General features: G+C 59.4%; 27 protein-coding genes. 8 read left to right on the top strand and 19 right to left on the bottom strand.

Annotated elements, in window-relative coordinates:
* The first annotated feature begins 36 nt into the window (after positions 1 to 36).
* Both EV561_RS06555 and glf read left to right on the top strand, forming a co-directional pair.
* Positions 37 to 1,287, top strand: a complete 1,251-nt coding sequence (locus EV561_RS06555) for a hypothetical protein (protein WP_132518843.1) — start codon at positions 37 to 39, stop codon at positions 1,285 to 1,287.
* A 141-nt stretch (positions 1,288 to 1,428) separates the two neighbouring features.
* A complete protein-coding gene (gene glf, locus EV561_RS06550; RefSeq protein WP_132518841.1) occupies positions 1,429 to 2,586 on the top strand; it encodes a UDP-galactopyranose mutase in 1,158 nt (385 codons plus the stop codon).
* Positions 2,587 to 2,681: 95 nt separating this feature from the next.
* Here the strand turns inward: glf and EV561_RS06545 are convergent, their stop codons facing one another.
* The 6 genes from EV561_RS06545 to EV561_RS06520 all read right to left on the bottom strand — a co-directional run bounded on the left by EV561_RS06545 (position 2,682) and on the right by EV561_RS06520 (position 6,985).
* Positions 2,682 to 3,482: an IclR family transcriptional regulator gene (locus tag EV561_RS06545; RefSeq protein WP_132518839.1), complete on the bottom strand. Its 801-nt coding sequence runs from the start codon at positions 3,480 to 3,482 to the stop codon at positions 2,682 to 2,684.
* A gap of 56 nt (positions 3,483 to 3,538) precedes the next feature.
* Positions 3,539 to 3,928 (bottom strand): RidA family protein, encoded by a 390-nt coding sequence (locus EV561_RS06540; protein WP_132518837.1) that lies wholly within the window; start codon positions 3,926 to 3,928, stop codon positions 3,539 to 3,541.
* 20 nt (positions 3,929 to 3,948) lie between these two features.
* Positions 3,949 to 4,719 (bottom strand): amino acid ABC transporter ATP-binding protein, encoded by a 771-nt coding sequence (locus EV561_RS06535; protein WP_132518835.1) that lies wholly within the window; start codon positions 4,717 to 4,719, stop codon positions 3,949 to 3,951.
* 10 nt (positions 4,720 to 4,729) lie between these two features.
* Positions 4,730 to 5,395 carry an amino acid ABC transporter permease gene (locus EV561_RS06530; protein ID WP_165927760.1) on the bottom strand — a complete coding sequence of 222 codons (666 nt, stop codon included), beginning with the start codon at positions 5,393 to 5,395 and terminating at the stop codon, positions 4,730 to 4,732.
* A 4-nt stretch (positions 5,396 to 5,399) separates the two neighbouring features.
* Positions 5,400 to 6,062: an amino acid ABC transporter permease gene (locus tag EV561_RS06525; RefSeq protein ID WP_132518833.1), complete on the bottom strand. Its 663-nt coding sequence runs from the start codon at positions 6,060 to 6,062 to the stop codon at positions 5,400 to 5,402.
* 74 nt (positions 6,063 to 6,136) lie between these two features.
* The gene (locus tag EV561_RS06520) at positions 6,137 to 6,985 is read right to left on the bottom strand and encodes a transporter substrate-binding domain-containing protein (RefSeq protein WP_132518831.1); all 849 of its coding nucleotides are present in this window, start codon (positions 6,983 to 6,985) and stop codon (positions 6,137 to 6,139) included.
* A gap of 191 nt (positions 6,986 to 7,176) precedes the next feature.
* Here EV561_RS06520 and EV561_RS06515 point away from each other — a divergent pair, with 191 nt between their 5' ends.
* Positions 7,177 to 8,247 carry a D-TA family PLP-dependent enzyme gene (locus tag EV561_RS06515; RefSeq protein ID WP_132518829.1) on the top strand — a complete coding sequence of 357 codons (1,071 nt, stop codon included), beginning with the start codon at positions 7,177 to 7,179 and terminating at the stop codon, positions 8,245 to 8,247.
* A 36-nt stretch (positions 8,248 to 8,283) separates the two neighbouring features.
* On the opposite strand, the gene EV561_RS06510 is transcribed toward EV561_RS06515, so the two are convergent.
* Positions 8,284 to 8,484: a hypothetical protein gene (locus tag EV561_RS06510; RefSeq protein WP_132518827.1), complete on the bottom strand. Its 201-nt coding sequence runs from the start codon at positions 8,482 to 8,484 to the stop codon at positions 8,284 to 8,286.
* Between the two features lie 449 nt (positions 8,485 to 8,933).
* Here EV561_RS06510 and EV561_RS06505 point away from each other — a divergent pair, with 449 nt between their 5' ends.
* Positions 8,934 to 9,371 (top strand): universal stress protein, encoded by a 438-nt coding sequence (locus tag EV561_RS06505; protein WP_132518825.1) that lies wholly within the window; start codon positions 8,934 to 8,936, stop codon positions 9,369 to 9,371.
* 32 nt (positions 9,372 to 9,403) lie between these two features.
* Here the strand turns inward: EV561_RS06505 and EV561_RS06500 are convergent, their stop codons facing one another.
* Together EV561_RS06500 and EV561_RS06495 are read right to left on the bottom strand one after the other, a co-directional pair.
* Positions 9,404 to 10,048 (bottom strand): pyridoxal 5'-phosphate synthase, encoded by a 645-nt coding sequence (locus EV561_RS06500; protein WP_132518823.1) that lies wholly within the window; start codon positions 10,046 to 10,048, stop codon positions 9,404 to 9,406.
* Between the two features lie 10 nt (positions 10,049 to 10,058).
* Positions 10,059 to 10,835, bottom strand: a complete 777-nt coding sequence (locus tag EV561_RS06495; RefSeq protein WP_132518821.1) for a methyltransferase domain-containing protein — start codon at positions 10,833 to 10,835, stop codon at positions 10,059 to 10,061.
* 213 nt (positions 10,836 to 11,048) lie between these two features.
* On the opposite strand from EV561_RS06495, the gene EV561_RS06490 reads away from it, so the two are divergent.
* Positions 11,049 to 11,942 (top strand): LysR substrate-binding domain-containing protein, encoded by an 894-nt coding sequence (locus EV561_RS06490; RefSeq protein WP_132518819.1) that lies wholly within the window; start codon positions 11,049 to 11,051, stop codon positions 11,940 to 11,942.
* A gap of 167 nt (positions 11,943 to 12,109) precedes the next feature.
* On the top strand, positions 12,110 to 13,390 hold the full coding sequence (locus tag EV561_RS06485) for a serine hydrolase (RefSeq protein ID WP_132518817.1): 1,281 nt from the start codon (positions 12,110 to 12,112) through the stop codon (positions 13,388 to 13,390).
* A 149-nt stretch (positions 13,391 to 13,539) separates the two neighbouring features.
* Here EV561_RS06485 and EV561_RS06480 read toward each other — a convergent pair whose 3' ends face one another.
* Genes EV561_RS06480 through msrB form a run of 3 tightly spaced genes read right to left on the bottom strand, consistent with a single transcriptional unit; the run spans position 13,540 to position 14,924 of the window.
* A complete protein-coding gene (locus EV561_RS06480; RefSeq protein ID WP_132518815.1) occupies positions 13,540 to 13,935 on the bottom strand; it encodes a DUF6314 family protein in 396 nt (131 codons plus the stop codon).
* 31 nt (positions 13,936 to 13,966) lie between these two features.
* Positions 13,967 to 14,476 carry a peptide-methionine (S)-S-oxide reductase MsrA gene (gene msrA / locus EV561_RS06475; RefSeq protein WP_132518813.1) on the bottom strand — a complete coding sequence of 170 codons (510 nt, stop codon included), beginning with the start codon at positions 14,474 to 14,476 and terminating at the stop codon, positions 13,967 to 13,969.
* 1 nt (position 14,477) lies between these two features.
* Positions 14,478 to 14,924, bottom strand: a complete 447-nt coding sequence (gene msrB, locus EV561_RS06470; protein ID WP_132518811.1) for a peptide-methionine (R)-S-oxide reductase MsrB — start codon at positions 14,922 to 14,924, stop codon at positions 14,478 to 14,480.
* 278 nt (positions 14,925 to 15,202) lie between these two features.
* Here msrB and EV561_RS06465 point away from each other — a divergent pair, with 278 nt between their 5' ends.
* Positions 15,203 to 15,700, top strand: coding sequence for a GAF domain-containing protein (locus tag EV561_RS06465; protein ID WP_132518809.1), 498 nt, complete (start codon positions 15,203 to 15,205; stop codon positions 15,698 to 15,700).
* 58 nt (positions 15,701 to 15,758) lie between these two features.
* Here EV561_RS06465 and EV561_RS06460 read toward each other — a convergent pair whose 3' ends face one another.
* The 7 genes from EV561_RS06460 to EV561_RS06430 all read right to left on the bottom strand — a co-directional run bounded on the left by EV561_RS06460 (position 15,759) and on the right by EV561_RS06430 (position 22,210).
* A complete protein-coding gene (locus tag EV561_RS06460) occupies positions 15,759 to 16,559 on the bottom strand; it encodes a DUF1444 family protein (RefSeq protein WP_132518807.1) in 801 nt (266 codons plus the stop codon).
* 193 nt (positions 16,560 to 16,752) lie between these two features.
* The gene (locus tag EV561_RS06455) at positions 16,753 to 17,103 is read right to left on the bottom strand and encodes a ribbon-helix-helix domain-containing protein (protein WP_132518805.1); all 351 of its coding nucleotides are present in this window, start codon (positions 17,101 to 17,103) and stop codon (positions 16,753 to 16,755) included.
* Between the two features lie 51 nt (positions 17,104 to 17,154).
* A complete protein-coding gene (locus EV561_RS06450) occupies positions 17,155 to 17,718 on the bottom strand; it encodes a DJ-1/PfpI family protein (protein ID WP_165927759.1) in 564 nt (187 codons plus the stop codon).
* Between the two features lie 135 nt (positions 17,719 to 17,853).
* Positions 17,854 to 19,242, bottom strand: a complete 1,389-nt coding sequence (locus EV561_RS06445) for an MFS transporter (protein ID WP_132518803.1) — start codon at positions 19,240 to 19,242, stop codon at positions 17,854 to 17,856.
* A 191-nt stretch (positions 19,243 to 19,433) separates the two neighbouring features.
* Positions 19,434 to 20,258, bottom strand: a complete 825-nt coding sequence (locus tag EV561_RS06440) for an aspartyl/asparaginyl beta-hydroxylase domain-containing protein (RefSeq protein ID WP_132518801.1) — start codon at positions 20,256 to 20,258, stop codon at positions 19,434 to 19,436.
* A gap of 555 nt (positions 20,259 to 20,813) precedes the next feature.
* A complete protein-coding gene (locus EV561_RS06435; protein ID WP_132518799.1) occupies positions 20,814 to 21,803 on the bottom strand; it encodes an aldo/keto reductase in 990 nt (329 codons plus the stop codon).
* A gap of 11 nt (positions 21,804 to 21,814) precedes the next feature.
* Positions 21,815 to 22,210, bottom strand: coding sequence for a cupin domain-containing protein (locus tag EV561_RS06430; RefSeq protein WP_132518797.1), 396 nt, complete (start codon positions 22,208 to 22,210; stop codon positions 21,815 to 21,817).
* A gap of 120 nt (positions 22,211 to 22,330) precedes the next feature.
* On the opposite strand from EV561_RS06430, the gene EV561_RS06425 reads away from it, so the two are divergent.
* The gene (locus EV561_RS06425) at positions 22,331 to 23,224 is read left to right on the top strand and encodes a LysR family transcriptional regulator (protein ID WP_132518795.1); all 894 of its coding nucleotides are present in this window, start codon (positions 22,331 to 22,333) and stop codon (positions 23,222 to 23,224) included.
* Positions 23,225 to 23,267 lie beyond the last annotated feature (43 nt).

Genomic DNA, 23,267 nt, shown 5'->3' with positions numbered 1-23,267 from the left:
CATGAACATCATTCGTTGCAATGCTATGAGGATACGATGACCCCAGTCATACTGGTGACGTTTGCCGGGCGTCAGAAAAGAATGGAAATCCTGACCCAGTACATCCGCAAGGCGATGGATGATGGGATCATAGATGAATGGCACATCTGGGATTTCACGCGCTCGCCCGAAGATCACGAATGGGTAACGCGCGAATTCGGCCCGGCTCGTTATATGGGATCCGCGGTACCTTACCAGTTCAAGGGCACGGTGACGCCGCGTTCCTCATTCCGCACGAGCGCCAAGATCATCCGCGACCTTCATATTGCTGTCGTTCCTAACGACAACAGCGATACTTTCTTCGAACTTGTCGTCGGCGGATGGGGCAACAAACAGTCCGTGCTGCGGCATGTCCCCCGCACGGGATTGAAGAACTTCGATCGCGCAAATGTACCAAATCTATGGGCTCGGTCGACACCCGGCGCTCTTTCGCCGGGCATGGCGAACCAGATTGTCCTCAATATCGAGGCAGACGGCGTCTTGGCACTTCATGTGAATGATGTGACGATCGGCAAGTGGGCTGACCTGAACCTGCAGTCCGGCGCATCGGTGATGATCAGTGGCGGCTGGGGAGCCGATCTCGAACTTTGCGACGTGCACTCCCCCATTCGCCGTTACGTCGGCAACCAGGAGAGCACGCCTTACTGGCAGGCCTACGATTATTATTCGAAAAGATTACAGAATTTCTCCGACGCGCTCTTTTTGAAGTGCGACGACGACATCGTTTACATGAATCTTGAGAAGCTCAGCGAATTCATTGAATTCAGAAGAGCCAACCCTAATTATTTCGTCGTCTCGGCCAATGTCGTGAACAATGGCGTCTGCGCCTATTTTCAGCAGGCGGCGGGGTCGCTTCCCTACTATCTCGGGGAGTTCGAGCGGCCCCCCGGCGGTTTCGGGGGCAGCCTGTGGCAAAGTCCGGAACGGGCCACCGCGCTGCATGACTACTTCCTCCAGACGGAGAGCAAGCACCTGCCCTTGGCGACCAGCGTTGTCGAATGGAAAGAGCGCCACTCGATCAACTTCATATCTTGGCTCGGCAAGGACCTGATGCATCTGGCCCTGCCGAAGTGCGACGACGAGTATGCCCTGACGGTTGACCTGCCGACCTTCCTCGACCGTCCCTCAGCGATCTATTCGGATTTTATCGTCAGTCACCTGAGTTTCGGGACGCAGGAACAAGGTCTGGAACTGGATCGCCTGATCGATGCCTATGGCGAACTCATGCGCAGCAGGCTTGCGTCGTAGAGGCCATTGAGCGGGCCGCCGCCCGCGGCAATGGGCAGCACGTCGATCGACGTGCTGCCGGTAAGTCTTTCTCGCCGGCAGCGGCCGACCGCCGCTGCAAGCAACTCTGTACGACGAAACGCAAAACGGGACTGGTTTGGAATGGGCGCGAACGGGAAAATTGCAGTGGTGGGGGCTGGACTTTCGGGTGCGGTCATCGGGCGTGAACTCGCACAGGCCGGCTATCAGATCGAGGTCTTTGATTCCCGCAACCATATCGCCGGCAACTGCCATACGGAGCGGGACAAAGAGACCGGGGTCATGGTCCATGTCTACGGACCCCACATCTTCCACACCGACGACACCGAGGTCTGGGAATATGTGAACGCCTTCCAGACATTCATGCCCTATAAGAACCGCGTCAAGACGACGAGCAAGGGTCAGGTTTATTCCCTTCCCGTCAACCTGCACACGATCAACCAGTTCTTCGGCAAGACCTTCCGCCCGGACGAGGCACGCGCCTTCATCGACGAACAGGCCGATAAGACCATCGAGGATCCGAAAACCTTCGAAGAGCAAGCGCTACGCTTTGTCGGTGGAGACCTCTATGAGGCCTTTTTCAAGGGATATACCCAGAAACAGTGGGGCTGCTCGCCCACTGACCTGCCGGCTTCCATCCTGAAGCGGCTTCCGGTGCGTTTCAACTACGACGACAACTACTTCTTCCACAAATACCAGGGAATGCCCGAGAACGGCTACACCGCGATGATCGAGCGCATCTTCGATCATCCCAACATCACGGTGAACCTCGAGACGCACTTTCATCGTTCCCAGAGCGAGAACTTCGCCCACGTCTTTTATTCCGGTCCGCTTGACGGCTATTTCAACTATGAACTGGGCCGGCTCGGCTATCGCACGCTCGATTTCGAGCGCTTCACCTACCAGGGTGACTACCAGGGCTGCGCGGTCATGAACTATGGGGATGTCTCTGTCCCCCATACGCGCGTGACGGAACACAAGCATTTCTCTCCCTGGGAGGAGCATGCTGGTACCGTTTGCTATCGTGAATTCTCCCGCGTCTGCGGCCCCGACGACATCCCCTATTACCCGATCCGTCTGGTCGAAGAGAAGGAACAGCTTGCGCAATACGTTTCGCGCGCTGAACGGGAAACCGCAGTTACCTTCGTTGGACGGCTCGGCACTTACCGCTATCTCGATATGGATGTCACCATTCGCGAGGCCCTCGATACCAGCCGGCTCTATCTTTCCAAGAAGGCAGCCGGCGGCGTGATGCCGGTATTCCTGCATTCGCCGGTCTAAGCGAAATCGAAGACAAGTGCAGCCTTGAGGCTGCCTGAGAGCAAACCGGCGCCCGATCTTGCCATTCGGACGCCGGTTTATCTATTTCTGAGGAACTATTTCTCGGCGCGCTTGCGGCCGGTGGCGTAACCGAGCTGTTCGGATAGCTCATGCGCTGCGGCAAGCAGGCTCTTCAGGTAGGCTTGTCGATTGCGCAAGCCGTCTTCCTTTGGTGCTACGAGACAGAGCGTCGCGACGCATTGACCGTCGGCCTGATGCACCGGCACTGCAAAACAGTGGGTAAAGGTCTCGACTTCGCTATTGAAGGTAAAATAGCCGTCCGATGTCGCCTGCCGGACCTCCGCGATGAACTTCTCGGGATCGAGCCTTTTACCGCTCGGCAACAGGAAATCGTCAGTCGGTATGAGATCTAAAATCTCTTCATCGGTGAGATGCGAAACAAGCAGGCGACCGGAAGCAGTCCAGGGGATCGGAACCAGCTCTCCAACGTTGGAAGAGATGCGGAATGCGCGAATACCCTCGCGCATCATGGCAACGGTATATTTGTTGCCCTCCAGCAGACACATCTGCGCCGTCTCGCGGGTTTCTTCCGCCAGTCGGGCCAGCATGGCTTCGGACTCACGCATCAGGTCGAACTGGTCGGCATAGGCCGTGCCGAAGAAATAGAGCTTGCGGCCGAGGAACACGCGGCCATCTCCGCCCTGATAATCCAGCATGCCATGGCGCAGAAGGAGATTGATCAGTTCATAGACCGAAGAGCGCGGCGCACCGATCTCGACGGCAATCTCGTTCGGGCGCATCGGCTGGCGCTTCGTGCGAAGAAACTCCAGGATCTCGAAGGCTCGATCGAGGCCGCGGGTGCGCCTTGATACGATGTCTTCTGCGCCGTCAGCCATTCGATCTATCCTCGTCAAAAATGAGAGCGCGACCTTTGCAAGCCGCGCCTGTCAATTCAAGCCCTGTCCGCCCGATAGGCGATGCAATCGACCTCTACCTTGCAGTCCACCATCATGCACGACTGTACGCAGGCGCGGGCCGGCGGGTTGGCGCCGAAATATTCGGCATAGACGCCGTTGAAACTCCAGAAATCACGCGGATCGTCCAGCCAGACGCCGACACGGACCACATCTTCGATGCTGTAGCCGGCCTCATGCAGGATGGCGATCAGGTTTTCAATGGCCTTGCGGCTTTCGGCAACGATGCCGCCGCGGACGATCTCGCCCTTCTCCATCGGCACCTGACCGGAAACATGCAGCCATCCATTGGCTTCGACAGCACGCGCAAAAGGCAGGGGCTGTCCGCCAGCACCCGTTTCGCCAGCACCATAACGCTTGATGGTCATAGGATGTTCTCTCTTTTGTTTTAGTTGAAACTGGACGTCTTCAAGAATTCGGCGAGCCGTTCCGTCTTCGGCTTCACGAACATCTCCTTCGGATTGCCTTCCTCGCAGATGACGCCCTGGTTCATGAAGATGACCCGCGAGGACACTTCATAGGCAAAGCGCATCTCGTGAGTGACGAGCAGCATGCTCATGCCGTCGGCAGCGAGCCCCTTGATGACCTGCAGCACCTCGCCCACCAGTTCCGGATCGAGCGCCGACGTCACCTCATCGAACAGCATCAGGCGCGGCGCCATGGCGATGGCGCGGGCGATGGCAACACGCTGCTGCTGGCCGCCCGAAAGCTGTCCGGGATAGTGATCGGCGCGAGACTTGAGCCCGACGCGGTCAAGCCATTTTTCGGCGAGCGCCCGCGCCTCGTCATGCGGCATCTTCTTCACCTTGACGAGACCGAGCATCACGTTCTTCGCCGCCGTCAAATGCGGAAAGAGGTTGAATTGCTGGAAGGCCATGCCGGTCAGCGCGCGCTGGCGGGCAATCTCCTTCTCGCTCTTGCGCTTGCGCGACGAGCCGCTCTGGTCGTAGCCGATTTCCTCGCCGTCGAGGCGGATATGTCCTCCCTGGAAATCCTCCAGCATATTGATGCAGCGAAGCATCGTCGTCTTGCCGGAACCGGAAGAGCCGATGATCGAGATCACCTCGCCCTGGTGCATCGTGCAGTCGACGCCCTTCAGCACCTCGACGGCGCCATACTGCTTGCGCAGACCCTGTATTTCGAGAAGTACCTTGCTCATGACCGCAGCCTTACGACGGTACGGCGGTCTTGCGTTCGACATATTTGCCGAACCGCTCGATGCCGTAGTTGATGACGAAATAGAGAAGCCCAACGAAGAAATAGAACTGCAGGCTCATGAAATTGCGCGAGATGATTTCCTGCGTGCGCAGCAGGAGCTCGGCGACGCCGATGACGGACAGAAGCGTCGACGCCTTGACCATCTCGGCTGCCGTATTCACCCAGGTGGGCAGGAACTGGCGCAGCGCCTGCGGCCAGAGCACGTAGGCAAAGGTCTGTCGAAAGGTCAGGCCGATCGCCTTGGCAGCCTCCGTCTGGCCCTTGGGGATAGCCTGCAGTCCACCGCGGACAATCTCGCCCACATGGGAAGAGCAGAAGATCGCCAGTGCCAGCACACCGGCCTGGAAGGTACCGAGGTCGATGCCGACGGCGGACAGCACATAATAGCTGGCAAGAACCAGCACGAGCACCGGAGTGCCGCGAATGAAGTCCGTATAGCACCGCACCACGAAGCGCACGAACCCGTTGCCGTAAACCAGCGCCAGACCGACGAGCACGCCGAGCAGCGAGCCGACGATGATCGACAGAAGCGAAATCGAAACCGTGACGCCAAGCCCCTTGAGGATGACGAAGCGGGCAATCCAGAGCTGAGCGAGGAAAGCGGAAAAATCCATCATGGCGTCACCTCGGAACGGCAAGCCGACGCTCGACCACGCGCATCAGCGCGGCCAGCACGGAACAGGTGGCGATGTAGAGACCTGAGGCAACGATCCATGTCTCGATGACCCGGAAGGTCTCGACGTTGATCTTGCGCGCCTCGAAGGTCAGTTCGGGCACGGCGATGGCCGCCGCCAGCGACGTATCCTTGAACAGCGAGATCACGGTGGAGGAGAGCGACGGCAGGACATTGCGCAGCATCAAAGGCACGATGATCGATACCCGGATCTGCAAAGGCGTCAGCCCGATGGCAAGGCCCGCCTCCGTCAACCCCTTCGGGATCGAGACGAGCCCGGCACGAAAGACCTCGGCCAGATAAGCGCCGGAATAGATCGAAAGGACGGCCACGAAGCTTTGGATCTTCGTGATGCGAAAGCCCAGTTGCGGCAGGGCGAAATAGGCGAAAAGCACCAGCACGAGGATCGGCAGGTTGCGGATGATCGTTACGTAGCCGGCGGCGGGCCGCCTGATCCAGCCGCTTTTGGCGGCCAGCGCGAAGGCGACGAGCAGGCCGATGGCAGCGCCGATCAGAATGGAAATGAAAGCCAGGCCGAGGCTGAGCAGCAAACCTTCGAGAAGCTGGTCGAAGCTGCGCCAGACGGCGGCGAAATTGAGCGTATAACCCATGGCGGCATCCTGCCGTAGAGGCGTAGGAAAGGGACGAAGGGCACTCCCCTCGTCCCCGACGGCTTATGTTTGGCTTACTTGTACTCGACCGGGAAGCCGATCGGCGGCGGAGTGAGATCTTTGCCGAACCAGGTCTTGTAGGACTTGGCATAGAAGTCGAACTCGACGCCCGTCATCGCCTCGTGCAGGGCGGTGTTGACGAAGTTCAGCCAATCCTGATCGCCACGCTTCACGCCGCAAGCATAGGTTTGGGGATTCCAGCCGTAGCCGGCATCCTTGTAGCGGCCCGGGTTCTGCGTCATGTACCAGGCCAGCGACGACTGGTCGGTTGCAACCGCATCGGCACGGCCGGATTCGAGCGCCTGGTAGATCAGGTCGACCGATTCATATTGGTCGACGGTCGCGCCCGGCAGGGCCGCATGCACCATGTCTTCGGCATAGACGTTCTGCAAGACGGCGATGGTCACGGACGAACCGGCAGCCTTTAGCGCGGCATAATCGGCATATTTGCTGTCAGCCTTCAGCATGAGGCCGACGCCTTCCCGGTAGTAGGGAATGGTGAAGGCGATTTGCTGGGCGCGCTCGCCGGTGACAGTCATGAACTGGCAGGTGATGTCGACCTTGTTGGTGGTGATGTTCGGGATACGCGCATCCGACGACTGGACGACATACTCGATCTTGTCGGGATCGCCGAACAGCGCCTTGGCGATGATACGGCCCATGTCGATGTCGAAGCCCTGAAGCTTGTCGTCGGCGCTCTTGAAGTGCCAAGGCGCATTGGTGCTGCCGGTGCCGAGGACGAGATGGCCGCGGGCCAGAACCTCGTCGAGCTTGCTGGTCGCCTGCTGGGCGAATGCGGGCATGGCGGAAAGAAGGAGTGCGGTTGCCAGCGAAAGCGCGCTGGCGCGGAGCGAATTGATCATGATGTTCCCCTAATGAACGGTCATTTTCAGATGTCCAGTATTTTGGACACGTGTCTGTTTTACTGGATTGACGTATTCAGAGCCAAGATGCATAAATTGTCAAGGGATGGCCGGGCAGGATTCTGCACAGGAGCGTGCAGCATTTTCTTCTGCCTGAAATTGCATCAAAATTTTTGGGAGTTCTCACGATCATGGCCGCAAAGACGCTTGAAACCCTGAACACACCGGCCGTCCTGGTCGATCTCGATATCGTCCACCGCAACATCGATCGTTTCCAGGCCTATGCCGACGCTCACGGGCTCAAGGTCCGCCCGCACATCAAGACGCACAAATTGCCGGCCATCGCGGAAATGCAGCTGAAAGCAGGCGCGGTAGGCATCACCTGCCAGAAGGTGTCCGAAGCCGAGGCGATGATTGAGGGCAGCCCTCAGATCCGCGACGTGCTGATCACCTACAACATCCTCGGCGCGGAAAAGCTGGAGCATCTGGCAGCACTCGCCCGGAAGGTGACGCTCAGCGTCGTTGCCGACAACGAAGTGGTCATCGACGGCCTTTCCAGCACCTTTGCTTCGCAGCCCGCGCCGCTTTCAGTCCTGGTGGAATGCAACACCGGCGCCGACCGCTGCGGCGTGGCGACCCCGGAAGCCGCAACCGCGCTTGCGCAGCGGATCGCCAAGGCACCCGGCCTCGTCTTCGGCGGCTTGATGACCTATCCGCCGGTCAATGGCGCGGCCGCCGTCGAGACCTTCATGTCCCGCGCCAAGGCGCTTATCGAAGCGGCGGGCATCGCCGTCCCCGTTATTACCTCGGGCGGAACGCCGTCGATGATGCATGCAGCCGATGCCCCAGTCACGACGGAATACCGGCCCGGCACCTATGTCTATAACGACCGTTCGCTGGTTGCCCGCGGAGTCTGCAGCTGGGACGATTGCGCGCTGACAGTGCTGGCGACCGTCGTTTCGGTGCCGGCGGCCAACCGCGCCATCATCGATGCCGGCTCGAAAACGCTGACCTCCGACCTTCTCGGACTTTCCGGCTATGGCCATGTGCTTGGCCGCGATGACATCGCCATCGACCAGCTTTCGGAGGAACACGGCCGCCTCGTGACAGAAGGCCCGATCAATCTGAAGGTCGGCGACAAGCTCCGCATCGTGCCGAACCACGCCTGCGTCGTGACCAACATGGTCGATGCCGTGACCGTACTCGAAAAGGGTGAGATTTCCGGCGTATGGCCAGTCGCCGCGCGAGGCCGGATCGTCTGATTGGCTGGTGATATCGACCGCACTGACAGAGCGCTGTCAGTGCGTCGTGACGGACCGTTTGGGCGACGCGAACTCCTTGGAGACCAGCTCGGCGATTGCGACCAGCGCCTCGTCGAGGGACCATCCGCGGCTCAGGGCATGGTCAATCATGTCGCCGAATTCGCCTTCAAGCGATGCTTCGCAGGCTTCAAGTCGTTCAGAGGAAACGACAATGCCGTCATCTGGATCAAATATCATCGCTCGCTCCTTGGGTTTCCAAGGCTAATTCACACCGCGGTGCGTTGTTCCAAAGATTTGAAGGCGGCCGGTTGTAGCAAGACATGTAATAATCCCAGGCCATCGCAAGCCGGTGGATATGCATGCAGCACCGATAGGAAGACCATACGCCGATCCCGGGCCATAGCAAGGCGTCTTTGTTGCGCAGCGACCTCGCTGAACCGTTGGACCTTCAATGGAATGACGTCCGGGATGTTACGTTTAATCTGCTCATGCCACGCTCTCAACCCTTTGAAAAACCATCGACTGATGCCGTCGAAGGCGCGTAGAGTATGGGTCCGGCCTCCAACGCATCATTTTGGCCTGCGGCGATTTAGGCGCTGGAGGCATGGCCGATTGACGGAGGTCAGGACGCGGCGCTACGGATGATAGATGAAGTCCATAGTTCAATCAGTGGAGATGGAATTCCCATGTACAACCGCATATTGCTCCCGACGGACGGGTCCGAACTCGCAGCCAAGGGCGTTGATCACGGTCTCGCTCTTGCCAAGGCTCTCAATATTCCGGCAACGATTCTGACGGTCATTGTCCCGCTCACCGGCTTTGCGCTTCAGGGTGTCGTGCAGGGCCAGGCGCTGGATAGTTATAATCAGGGCATTCAGACGGAATTGAAGGAACTGGAAGCGCTTGTCCGCGAGAAAGCGGCGAAGGCGGACGTTGCGATCGATTTCGTCACCGAAATCGACGTCTCCCCTGCCTCAGCCATTCTCGAGGCGGCGCTGACACGGAATTGCGGGCTGATCGTCATATCCTCGCACGGACGCCGCGGCGTCAGCCGGCTGCTGCTGGGCAGCCAGACATCAGAGGTTCTGGCGAATTCGACGATCCCGGTTCTCGTCGTCAGGTAGATGGCGCAATCGGCTTTGGCTGATATCGGCTCTCACGGCCAGAGCCGCTCCTGTATCCAACCTCCCCGGTCGCGCCGATAGCGCAGCCGCTGGTGACGGCCCTCCTCGTTGCCCTGCCAGAACTCCACCTCATGCGGCATGACAACGAAGACCGCCCAGTTCGGCGCGATGAGATCGGGCTGATCCGCCAGACGAAGGCGCTGCTCCGCAAGCCCGGCATCGAGATCGGCATCCGATGAGAGCACGTCACTCTGCCGGTTCAGAAGCGCTGCGGCGCGTGATCCCGCCGGTCGCGCCAGAAAATCGACATCGCGCTCATGCGATTCCGTCTCTATCGCCACGCCGCGGATGCGAACCTGCCGGCCGAGCAGCGACCAATAGAAGGTGAGCGCCACATAGGGATTGATCGCGATCTGCTGGCCCTTCGGCGCGGCATTGGACGTGGCGAAGTGAAAGCCGCGCTCGTCGAGATTCTTCAGGATCAGCACGCGGGCATCCGGCGAGCCCGTCTCGTCGACGGTCGACAGGGTCATCGCGTGCGGCTCGCGGATGCCGGCTTCGATTGCCTCTCGAAGCCATGCGGAAAACAGGTCTTTCGGATTATCCGGCGTCGCGTCCGCATTGAAGGACGGAAAGGAACCTGCAAGCGATTTGAGGGCGCGAAGCTCGTCCTTCATGACCGGCTCCTTACGGCCTGCCGATGATGAGGCGCAACGATCCCTCGAAGAAAGGCTGGCTGCGCAAATGGCCGTAGCGCGCATCCCAAGTTCCGTCCTTCAGGTCGCGCCCCAGCTCTTCGACGAAGCGATCGCCGACCGACTTGTCGACGAAACTCCATGCCGAGTTGGCAAGCCGCGCACCGGGATCGAGCAGCCGCTCCGGCCGGCCGTAATACCCCTCCCCGAATCCATCGATGCAATCGAGCGGGATCGGAACCGCCTTGATCTCAACCGTGCCGCCCAGCATTTCCGCGATCGTCTTCATGGCGGGATAGCGCCGCGCCTCGACCTTGATCATTTCAGGCGCATAATCGTGCAACCAGCTACGCTCCAGTTCGTCCGGGTCGCAGCTGAGGATCAGCACCGGGCCGCGCGTGACGCGGCGCATCTCGCCGATGCCCGCTTTCAGGTCGGACCATTGATGCACGGTGAAGGTCGCCATACTGCCATCGAAGGCATCATCCTCGAAGAGAAGCTTTTCCGCCGTCGCGTCGATCGCCAGCGGCAGGTGCGACGGACGCTGCGCCCGCATCGAAGCCGAAGGTTCCACCGCCGTCAAATCCCGGTCGACCGGCTCGTAGGAACCAGCTCCGGCGCCGACATTCAACACCCTCTTCGCATCCCCGAGTGCTGCGCGGATGAATTCCGCGATATGCGGATCGGGCTGGCGATATTTCGTGTAGTCGACGCCGATCACGCCGTAATTGGCATCACCTGCACTGCCGTCATTGTGTCTGCTGGACATCTGGATCTCCGTTGTCGAATAGGCCGCGGTTCGCGGCAGAAAGGCTGGATACAGACCATAGCTCCGCCGGGCGAAAACGAGAGGCTCTCGCCGATCATTGTTCCCTCAGGGACATCGTCTGATTTTCGAGATCAAGAAACACCATGGCATAAAGGAAGAAAACCGATATGATCGAACAAATATTGTTCGGAAAACTCACATGAGAGAATGGAGATGGCTCGCCGCCTACCCTCGCTCAATGCCCTGCGCGCCTTCGAGGCTGCCGGCCGTCATGGACGCATGACGCTCGCCGCGGAAGAGCTGAGCGTCACGCACAGCGCCGTCAGCCGCCAGATCCAGCATCTGGAAGATGTGCTCGGCGTTCCGCTCTTCGAAGGGCCTAAGAACAGGCAGCGCCTGACCGAGGCCGGCTCTGTCCTTCTGTCCGGCCTCAACGCCGCCTTTGACCAGATGGATATGTCGGTGCGCTCGGTGGCGGACACTGAGGACGGCCCCCTGGACGTCTCCTGCCCCGGCACCTTCACCATGCGCTGGCTGATCCCCAGGCTCTATCGGTTTCAGGCGGAATATCCCAACATCGAGGTCCGCCTCACGGCATCGCCAAAGCCGGTGGATTTTGCCCGCGACGGCTTCGATGTCGCCATCCGCGTCGGCACCGCACCCTGGCCCGAAGGCGCCGAGGTAATCGCACTCTTCCCCGAACAGACCGGCCCGGTGCTTGCCCCATCGCTTGCCGAGACAGTCGCGACGCATTTCGCCGGCGTGCCCGTGCTGCACACCCGCACCCGCCTGCGCGCCTGGGGCGACTGGCTGGCGCGATCAGGCATATCAGTCGAAGGCGGCGGTCGCGTCGAATACGAACATTTCTATTTCATGCTGGAAGCAGCCAGCGCCGGCCTCGGCGTCTGCGTCGCCCCCTGGCCCTATGTGACAGACGACATCCGCTTCGGCCGCCTGATCGCGCCCATGGGCTTCCTCGAAAGCGGCCACGAATATGTGGCCCTGCGGCGGGCGCGGCGAAACAGGAAATCGGTTTTGTTCTGTGAATGGCTGCAGAAGGAGGCGGAGGCTTTTGCGCTGAGCCATCCGGCGCCGGAGGTGGGGTAAGTTGTTGCCAAAGAAGTTGTGGGCATGTTGGGGATAGACATCACCGTGGCGGCTTTCGGCCCGAAGCAGACGAACTTCGTTCGCGAAATCCTCCCAACAGCAGTCGTCACAAAAGCGGAAGCCAAACTGCCGTAAATGTCCCTCCATACTAACCTTGGAGGAAGGCTATGTTTGGGTGGAGAAGTACTGCACTGACGGCTATATTGCCGCTCGTTTTCGGGGTTTCGGTGTGTGATGCCCAAGAGGCACCGAAGGCTGATCCTGTCTTCTCAGACACGGGACCCAACGCCGAGACTTACGGCAAGCAGCTTGGCTATCCGGTGCACTGGCCTCTAGGGAAACCAGAAAACATGGTCGGCGACTACAGTCATTTCGATCAGTTGCCTGGTGTTAAAACAAGCATAATCGCCGCTGCAGAGAAGCCTTCGCCGCTGTTGCGGGCTCCGAATGAAATCACCGTTTCCTACCCCGTTGACAACAGTACCTTCGTGCCATCCATGGCGACCTTGCCTGACTATCTTGCACGCAACCCGGCGACGGGACTGCTGATAGCGCATGACCAGACTATTCTCTACGAGCATTACCAGTACGGTCGCACCGACCACGACCGACTTCTCTCGCAGTCGATGGTTAAAACGATTACCGCCATGCTTATTGGAATTGCGATTTCCGAAGGTGCGATCCACTCGGTCGATGACACGGCTGAGACCTACGTCCCTGAATTGAAGGGTACCGAGATTGGCGGCACTCCGATCCGAGCCTTGCTTCACATGGCGTCGGGCATCGCTTTTACAGAAGACTACAGCGGAACTGATGACAACGCCAAGCTCGGTCGATTGCGGTTTGGCAAAGTGAAAATCAGCACGGTCGAAGCTGTGTCGCAATTTAATAAGCGAATCGCTGCCCCTGATACCGTTTGGTACTACAAGGCCCTTGACCCCGAGGTTTTAGGTTTGGTTCTTACCCGTGCCACCCATATGACGATGTCCGAGTACTTGCAAACACGGATTTGGCAGCCGATGGGGGCAGAGTCTTCAGCGACATGGCTAATTGATAATTCTGGTCAAGAATCAGCTGCCGCTTCGTTTAGCGCAACTCTGAGAGATTATGCTCGCTTCGGTCTGCTCCTCGCCCATGACGGCTTTTGGAATGGTCGGCAGATCATTCCGCGCCAATGGCTGCTCGATGCTACACAACCTGTTGAACAGCATTCCTTCCGAGCCTTCGAAGATGCTACTCATCCGTGGGGATACGGGTATTTGACGTGGCTGTTTCCTGGCCCCGATCGCATGTTTTTTATGGCTGGATCGCACAGCCAATACGTCATTGTTGATCCAATGACCCACTTGGTGCTTGTGCAGACAGCCATCCAGCCGGACACGCCCTTCCCGAAAACCGAACTGTTCAACCTCTGGAACGCTGTACTGAAACAGTTTTCGACAAACTAGACAGTCAAACGGCGGCACTGCGCACATACCTGGATCAACCGGAATGGCTGCTCACGGCGCAAACCTGCTGCAGACACAGTAAACACAATTCAATCCCGCCCGCGGCCCTACAAAAGCAGAGCTTGCACCCTTCAAACGATGCCCACGCCTTACACCCGCCGATAAACCGCAACGCTGCGATAATTCTTCCTCGGCCCCCGCACCTCCCAAGTCTCGGCCCAGGCATCCGGCCCGCGAAAGAACAGGCGGCCGGAATAGGCATCAGGCCCGCACTGGTGGAACAGCGCCTGCGAGGCGGCCTCGCCGATGCGGATGAATTCGCGGTGATCGGGGAAATCGACGACCACGCGGCCGTCTTCGATGCGCAGGAGATAGGAGCGGCTGCTTTGCAGCACCATGGCGCCGTAGCGCTTATCTCCCTCTTCTCGAAAGCCGTCCGCGCCGATCTCGGCGCGGCCGGAAAAGGACACTCGGGAGCGCGTGAGGCGGTCGAAGACCGTCCGCCTCACCTCCCATATGCCCTTGAAGCTGTCGAGGCCGGACATCGTCAAAGCCCCGCAGCCGGCATTGAATGCATCAGGCTGCGCTCGAACGCTTCGGCAGCTTCCAGCCCGGACGGGCGAAGTGGCAGGTATAGCCGTTCGGGATGCGCTCCAGGTAATCCTGGTGCTCCGGCTCGGCTTCCCAGAAATCGCTGACCGGCGTCACTTCCGTCACCACCTTGCCCGGCCAGAGACCGGAGGCGTTGACATCGGCGATCGTGTCTTCAGCGACGCGCTTCTGCTCTTCATTGGTATAGAAGATGGCAGAGCGATAGCTGGCGCCGCGGTCGTTGCCCTGGCGGTTCAGCGTGGACGGATCATGGATCTGGAAGAAGAATTCCAGGAGATCGCGATAGCTGGTCTTGGCCGGATCAAAGATGATCTCGATCGCTTCGGCATGGTTACCGTGGTTGCGATAGGTCGCATTGGCGACCTCGCCCCCGGAATAGCCGACGCGGGTCAAAACGACGCCGGGGAAACGGCGGATGAGGTCCTGCATGCCCCAAAAGCAACCGCCGGCGAGTACTGCACGTTCCGTTGTCATATCAGATATCCTCCACCTGGTTGATGTAGTCTCCATAGCCTTCCGCTTCCATCTTGTCCTTAGGGACGAAGCGAAGCGAGGCCGAATTGATGCAATATCGCAGGCCACCGCGATCGGCGGGACCGTCGGGGAAGACGTGGCCGAGGTGGCTGTCACCATGCTTGGAGCGTACTTCGACGCGCACCATGCCATGCGTCCGGTCGGTCAGCTCGGCAACATTGGCAGGCTCGATCGGCTTGGTGAAACTCGGCCAGCCGCAATGGGAATCATACTTGTCGGCAGAGGCGAAAAGAGGCTCGCCTGAAACGATGTCGACATAGATGCCCGCAGCCTTGTTGTTGAGCAACGGGCCGGTGCCCGGGCGCTCCGTGCCGCTCTCCTGCGTCACGCGGTATTGCTCCGGAGTAAGCTTGGCAATGGCATCAGCAGTCTTGCTGTAAGTCGGCATTCCTGTTCTCCTTTTGGCGACCATCCCAGCAATCGGAAACCTTGGCAACCATGATCGACGCGCTGAAGTGAACGGCAACGATCGGTCGGATTGAAAGGTCTGGGCGAATGCCGGATTGGCGGATCGGCAGAGATATAGGCATTGTTCGCTTGATCTTCCAGAAGCAGCACACCACCTTCACCCCTGTCAGCAAGTAATACGCAGCCGAAGGTGGTTTCGTTACACGCAACCCGGTGCTAGAGATCGCCGGATATTCCAGACATGAGAACGGCAGACAGATGTTCGAGACCAAGCAAATAGACCAGGGCAACAAGAAAGAATTCTACCGCGAGCTTGCGGGCCAATTGAAGGCGCTGCTCGAAGGCGAGACCGACGTGACCGCCAATGCGGCCAACACCTCTGCCCTGATGTTTCAGATGATGCCTGACCTCAACTGGGCCGGCTTCTACTTCCTGCGCTCGGAAAACGAACTTGTCCTCGGCCCCTTCCAGGGCAAGCCCGCCTGCGTGCGCATCGCCGTCGGTCGCGGCGTCTGCGGAACGGCGGTCGAGCGCGGCCATTCGATCCTGGTCGAAGACGTCCACGCCTTTCCCGGCCACATCGCCTGCGACGCCGCATCGCGCTCCGAACTGGTCGTGCCGCTGCATCACGGCGGCCGCGTGCTTGGCGTTATCGACCTGGACGCACCAATTCCATCCAGATTCGACGCGGAAGATCGGGCAGGCATCGAGGCGCTGGCAGAGATCTTTGTAGCGGCTAGCTATGTGGAGAAATAAGCGCTTTTTTTGCGCAGTGGAGTGGGCTCAAAAGCTACACGACAAGCCACGTTGTCCCTCAGCGGCCGTGATCGCTGATCTGATCGGCTGACATGAGGCTTACACCCCTTTCGGAGAAAACAAAAAGTTCGTCCGTCAGAGGATAAGCCTCATTTTCTGCATCTCGCCTGATTTTCGCAGCGAAAGCTTGGCGTCCTGAGAAATCTGGCGTCCATGCTACCAGAAAGTCGCGGTTCGGAATACCAACGAAAATGCGCTCCGCCCCCAGGGAAGCGCGCAATGTCTCCATGAATTGAGGAAGAAGAAGCCTGGCAGCGCTATAGGAATCTTCCGCCGCGACCACCACGAAGGCGCCTTCTTCTCCACTTCTCGGCTCGAACGCATCTAGCTTGCAATGGGCTTCCAGATTAGCGATTGCCTGGGCCTCTACAGTTTCCTGTCTCACATCCCAAGCGGCTAAGACCTGGTTTTGCAGCAACTCATAACCTCCGTCTTCATCCAGCGCACAGGCAACGCCGAGGCCAGAAAAGAAAGGACGAAACAGCAGGTTAGGTGCGGATTCACGAAATTCTCCGGGAATAATCTGAGGCAAGAGTCGCGTTTTTGCCGTCGCATACGACAGGTCCTCGGTCGAGCCACCGCCTTGCTTGCCCGACATAATATTTTCGAAGAAATCAACGATGGCTTTTTCTGCCTCGTCATCGGGCGCGTTACGAACAATTAACAATATGTTGTTCAAGGAGATTTTCATATTCCCGATAACGACCGCCAACGGGTCGTCGGTCGAAATAATCGGCCAATCGGGATGATGACGCTGCAGAATCGAAACGATGTCCTGTTTGACGAATTTGCGCTGCAAGCCGTATGTCCTCACTATTCTGTCGCTCGATGTTATGGCGACAGAACTCAAAAATGATCAAGCACATCTCGATGTGCGTTGATCATTTTTATCGACCGCACCCGACGGCCGGCACTAAACATATTGCGTTAATTCGATTATTGGATCGGCTTGCCACCGTCTCCCTCGAGGCAACGAAGATAGGTCTGGACGCTCAGTGATACTTCTCCCGCTCGCGCCCGAGAATGTCCCGTGCGTTGAGCCCGGCGATCGGCCGCGACAGGTCCGATGGAACGTCGCCGGAAAGCTGCAGGTCGAGATAGCGGGCGCAGCAAACCCTCAGGAACGAGGTGAAATTGCCGAGGTCGTGGCCGGCGTCGATCGATTCGTGATGCAGTTTGGTGATGAGTTGGACGACGTTCATGCCATCGCGCTGCGCAATCTCCTCCAGCTTCGCCCAGAAGAAATTTTCAAGGCGTACGCTGGTCACCATCCCGTCGATGCGCAGTGATCGCGTCGCGCTTTCCCAAAGCCGTGCATCCGCCTTGATGAACAATTCGCACATATTATTCCTCCGGTGCCGCCCTCCCCGGCGGCACCGCTGTTATAGCAAGAGCTAGCGTGCAAGCACAGCCATGAACTGCTTCAGCCATGCCGGATGCGCGGGCCAGGCGGGTGCGGTCACCAGATTGCCGTCCGTGACCGCATCGTTGATGGCGATCTCCGCATACTTGCCGCCGGCCAGTTCCACTTCCGGCTGGCAGGCCGGATAGGCCGAGCAAGTGCGCCCCTCGAGCACCTTCGCGGCCGCCAGCAACTGTGCACCATGGCAGATGGCGGCGACAGGCTTGCGGGCATCGAAGAAGTGCCGCACCGCCTTGATGACATCAGGATTCAGCCGCAGATATTCCGGCGCACGACCGCCCGGAATGACGAGCGCGTCATAGTCCTCTGCGCGGACGCTCTCGAACGTGGCGTTCAGCGCGAAATTATGGCCACGCTTCTCGGAATAGGTCTGGTCGCCCTCGAAATCGTGGATGGCGGTTGCGACCGTATCTCCGGACTTCTTGCCCGGGCAGACGGCGTGAACCGTATGGCCGCAAGCCTGCAGCGTTTGAAACGGCACCATCGTTTCATAGTCCTCGGTGAAGTCACCGGTGATCATCAAAATCTTCGACATCGTGTTCCTCCCTTGAAACCAATGCAGCGACTGTAGCGCAGCCCTGACACGGGAGGGTACTAACGGAATACTACAAAGGGGATTTCGGGCGGAGCGCCAGCCGCGGGACGTAATACGCCCCGCGGCTTACCGGCCTCACGCCTTCTGCGCACCCTCCGCCTTGTGTGCATGCATGCCCACGGCCGCAAGCACCGCGCCGAAGAGAACCAACACGACCGAGATCATGGCGGAAAGCCTGAGACCGGAGACGATCTGGTCGCCGCCGGCAAGCGCGCCAAACAGGGCGACGCCGATGGCGCCGGCTGCCTGACGCGCGGTGTTGAGCACGGCCGACGCCACACCCGACGACTGCCGCTCGACGCTGCCGAGGATGGCGGTCGTCATGGCGGGTACGCCCAGCCCCATGCCGCCCGGAATGAGGATGAACGGTGCCAGCATGGCCAGATAGTTACTGTGCTCGTTGAGCGTCGCCAGCAGCGCAAAGCCGATGGCGCCGATCAGGCCACCGATCACCATGGGCGGACGCGAACCCCACCGCGCCACGACGGCGCCGCTGATCATGTTGCTGATGATGAAGCCTCCGGTCAGCGGCAGGAAGGCGAGCCCGCTGATCGCCGGCGACCATCCCTTGACCTGCTGCAGATAGAGGCTGAGCACGAAGATGACGCCGTAATAGGTCATGTTCGCGACGATGCCGAAGAGAGTGGCAGGCGTGAAATTCGGCCGGCTGAAGAATTCCAGGGGCAGCATCGGCGCCTTCGAGCGATGCTCGACCATGATGAAACCGATACCTGACAGAACGGCCATCGCGAAGCCGCCGAGGACCAGCGGATGGGTGAGCCCAAGCGGTCGCGCCTCGATGACGGCGCCGACGAGGCCGGTAAGCGCGAGAATGGCAAGGATCTGCCCGACAGGGTCGAGGCTTCGCTGCCTCTCCGGCACTTCCGCCTTCGGTGTGACCTTCATCGTCAGGATCATCGCAAAGGCGCAGATCGGCAGGTTGACGAGGAAGATGGTCCGCCAGCCGAACCAGCCAAGCAACAACCCGCCGACGATCGGCCCCGCCGCAATGGACACGCCACCTGCCGCCGTCCAAAGGCCGACCATGCGGGCTCTGAGCGCCCGGTCATGGCCGCTCGCATGATTGAGGATGGAGAGCGAGCTCGGCACCAGCAGTGCAGCGCCGATGCCTTGCAGCGCGCGCGCTATAATCAGCGTTGTCGCATCGGTCGAGAGGCCGCAGCCGAGCGAGGCAAGCGCGAAAACCCAGAAGCCGGCGAGATAGGCCCGGCGGGAACCGAAGTGGTCGCCGACGACGCCGGCGGTCAGGAGCAGTACGGCAAAGACCAGCGAATAGGCATCCACGACCCATTGCAACTCAGAAATGCCGGCCCCGAGGCTTCGGGCAATGGCAGGCAGGGCGACGTTGACGATTGTCACATCGAGCTGCACGACGACGAAGCCAAAACTGGCGGCCGTAACCACGCTGGCGACGGAATGGTCTTTGAAGGATTTATCGATCATTTTGAATCTCCCGAATGCCTCAAGCCTATTGCAACGGAACGCGACAATGCTTCGGTGGCGACCGAACTGTTGCGAGGCTTACGGGACTTCAGGACAAGGTAATTTGCTGGATGGGAACGGCAAGAGCATCTCGATCGATGCTCTCACCCCTTGTCACCGGCCGAGCAATCGGCCGTCAGTGCACATGCTGCTCAATCAGCCTTTGGCCGATTGCGCAGGGCTTCCGCCTGTGCATAGAACTTCTTTTCCCATTCCTTGTGATTGTCGAGCCCCTCACGGATGAAGGGCGTGAAGATCGCAAGGTTCATGAGAATCCAGTTGACGAAGGTCGCCGGAAAGCGCGTGGGCTTGAGGAAGTCCACGAAGAGGACAACGCGGGTCTTGTCCGAGTGGTTCCAGGCTTCATGCTCGTAGGCATCGTCGAAAATCAGGACCTTGCCTTCCTGCCAATGGCAGATCTGCTGGTCGACGCGAATGGCAAGCTTCTCGTTCGGTTCGGGAACGATGAGGCCAAGGTGAAGGCGGAGCACGCCGTTATAGGGCCCGCGATGGGCCGGCAGGTGCTTGCCCGGCTCGAAGATCGAAAACATCGCGGTCTTGAGGCCAGGGATCTTCTGGACGATGCGCCAGGTCTCCGGGCACGCCTTGATATTCTGCTCCGACTTGATGCCAAAACCGAGCAGGAAGAAGGTCTTCCAGCGATTGTCGGTGGAAATGGTCTTCACGTCGGTGGAAATGTCCTGGAAGGTCGGCAGCTCGCTCTGACGCAGCAGAACCTTGTCGAGTTCCGCGCGGATCGCCGGCCATTCCTTTTCGATGTCAGCGGCCCAGGGGAAGGTCGCGTTGTCATAGACCGGCGGATTGCCGAGCTTGGCATGTTTCAGATTGAGGCTTTCTGCCCAGGCGACGATGCCCATGAAGAAGCGCGTCATAGCGCTCGGGCGATCCATCGGTGCGATGCCGCTGGTGCCGAAAGTTTGCTGGGGATCGTTATTTGTGGGAGCTGGAATGGTCACGAATGCACTCCGTCACTGTCTTTTAATTTGTGGGGTCATGAAAGTATGGAAGCCTTTGAAGCGCAACGACATCGAAACTTGGGATCCAGCCGGGGGGCTTATCGTGCCGAAGCTCTATTCTGCATGTTATACAACTGTCACAATATTAGAAAAGCCACTTTAGATGGCCGCGCGACGAAGGCCAAAAAATGGCAAGCGCCGCATATCATGACAAATTGTGCCGAAGAGAAATAGAGACTTACGCAAGGAGTCTCCAGTGCCGAATACTAAAAAGATAACCTTGGCACTCAACTTGACTGGCCACTGTTGCCGCATCAACGCCACACGCGGCAAGTTGCGCGATTTCGGCGTTTCTGCGGTCCAGGCGCTCAAGAAGAATTGAAATCACGCCGCGGTGCATCGCGGGTGTCGCGGCAAAGGTAGCTGTCCCGACCCGGCGAAAAGATTGACCTTCAGCCGACCGCCACCACGATCGAAAGAAGTGCGCCCATCGATCGAACTGCCCTACGGCAAATTCTCTCCCGGGCGCACTCGATTTTCCCTCCGGACGAGCCGTCAGCGATTGATGCGCGCCTGCAGATGCGCGGGGTAGCGATCCCCCTGCACCGCAATCTTGGAAACGGCGGATTCGATCTCGCCGATATCGGCGGGCGTCAGCTCCACGTCGGCAGCCGCGATATTTTCTTCAAGCCGATGCAGTTTCGTGGTGCCCGGAATGGGAACGATCCATGGCTTCTGAGCCAGGAGCCAGGCGAGTGCGACTTGGGCGGATGTGACATTCTTCGCGACCGCGATCTGGCCGAGCAGATCCACCAGAGCCTGATTGGCCTTTCGGGCCTCCGCCGAGAAGCGCGGGACGATGTTGCGAAAATCCTTGGCATCGAATGTGGTGCTCTCGCTGATCGCCCCCGTGAGGAAGCCCTTGCCGAGCGGGCTGAAAGGCACAAAGCCTATTCCCAGCTCCTGAAGCGTCGGGAGGATCTCTGCCTCCGGCTCGCGCCACCAGAGCGAATACTCGCTCTGCAGGGCGGCTACCGGTTGGACGGCGTGGGCGCGCCGGATCGTCTGTGGCCCGGCCTCCGACAGGCCGAAGTGCTGGACCTTCCCTTCCTGGATAAGGTCCTTCACAGTGCCGGCCACGTCTTCGATGGGAACGTCCGGGTCGACCCGGTGCTGGTAGAAGAGATCGATGACATCGGTCTTGAGGCGCTTCAGCGCGGCATCCGCGACATCGCGAATATGCTCCGGCCGGCTGTTCATGCCGCTCTGTCCGCCGTCCTTACCGAATTCGAATCCGAACTTGGTTGCGATCACCACCTGATCGCGGATAGGCGCCAGAGCGTCGCCGAGCAATTCCTCGTTCTTGTAGGGACCATAGGCCTCGGCGGTATCGAAGAAGGTGACACCGCGTTCGAACGCGGTCCGGATCAACGTGATCGCCTGCTGCGTTTCTGTCGCCGGTCCATAGCCATAGCTTAATCCCATGCAACCGAGGCCGATAGCCGAGACTTCCAGCCCGCTATTTCCGAGTTTGCGCTTTTGCATATCCATCTCCTTCAGGCGCGATATTCTTCATCTGTGACATGTTCCATCCAGTCGACGACCTTGCCGTCGAGCGCTTCTGCAATGGCGATATGGGTCACAGCCGTTCCAGGGGCCGCGCCATGCCAATGCTTTTCGCCTGGAGCAAACCAGACGATGTCGCCGGGATGAATCTCCTCGACCGGACCGCCTTGGCGCTGCGCCCTGCCGCATCCTGAAGTCACGATCAGCGTCTGGCCGAGCGGGTGCGTGTGCCAGGCGGTGCGTGCGCCAGGCTCGAAGCTAACGATTGCCCCGCCGACGCGCGCCGCATCGCTTCCTTTGAACGGCGAGTCGATCCGTACCGAGCCGGTAAAATAATCGGCGGGTCCCTTGGCCGACGGTTGCGAACCGTTTCTCTTGATATCCATGGTCATACCTTTCTCTGAGGAAGCCGTCAGGGCTGCCTGACATCAGGGAATGATTTAGCAGCTGCTCTCAACCTCGATTAGATGATAGAAACCGCAAGGACCCATGAGTGAGATTCATGAATGCTGCGCGAAAACGTCAATGATCTGCTAGCGTTCGTCGCCGTGGCGCGCGAACGGAGTTTCACCAGAGCCGCCGCGCAACTGGGCGTCTCGCAGTCGGCACTGAGCCACACGATGCGGGCGCTAGAGGCGCGTCTCGGGCTCCGCCTCCTGACGCGAACCACGCGCAGTGTTTCACCGACGCAGGCCGGCGAGCGACTTTTACTCAGCCTCGCCCCCCATTTCGAACAGATCGAAGGCGAGCTTGCAGCGCTGAGCGAACTTCGCGACAAGCCTGCCGGCACCATCCGCATCACGACGGGAGAGCATCCGGCGGGAACGATCCTCTGGCCCGCATTGGAAAGGCTCCTGCCACAATATCCCGATATCAACGTCGAAATGATCATCGACTACGGCCTTACCGATATCGTTGCCGAGCGCTATGACGCGGGTGTTCGGCTGGGCGAACAGGTCGCGAAAGACATGATCGCGGTCAAGATCGGGCCGGACATGCGCATGGCCGTTGTCGGATCGCCCGCCTATATCGCGAGGCGAGGAACGCCGCTGACGCCACAGGACCTGACGGATCACACCTGCATCAACATGCGCTTGCCGACCTACGGCGGAATCTATGCCTGGGAATTCGAGCGGGACGACCGGGAGGTGAAGGTTCGCACCGAAGGCCAGCTGGTCTTCAACAATATTGCCCTCAGACTGAATGCAGCACTGGCGGGCCTGGGTCTGGCCTTCCTGCCGGAAGATGTCGTTCTTCCGCATCTTGAGGAAGGTCGCCTCGTCCGGCTCCTCGAAGACTGGTGTCCGCCCTTCCCCGGCTATCACCTCTATTATCCCAGCCGCCGGCAGTCCTCGCCGGCCTTCGCGCTGCTGGTCGATGCGCTGCGTTATCGCGGCTGAACGGATGGAATGAGCGTCGTGGGGTCGCCTTGCCGCACCCGCC

The organism is Rhizobium sp. BK376 (assembly GCF_004341625.1).
Taxonomy (GTDB): Bacteria; Pseudomonadota; Alphaproteobacteria; order Rhizobiales; family Rhizobiaceae; genus Rhizobium.
This window is presented reverse-complemented; position numbering and strand designations above follow the sequence as displayed.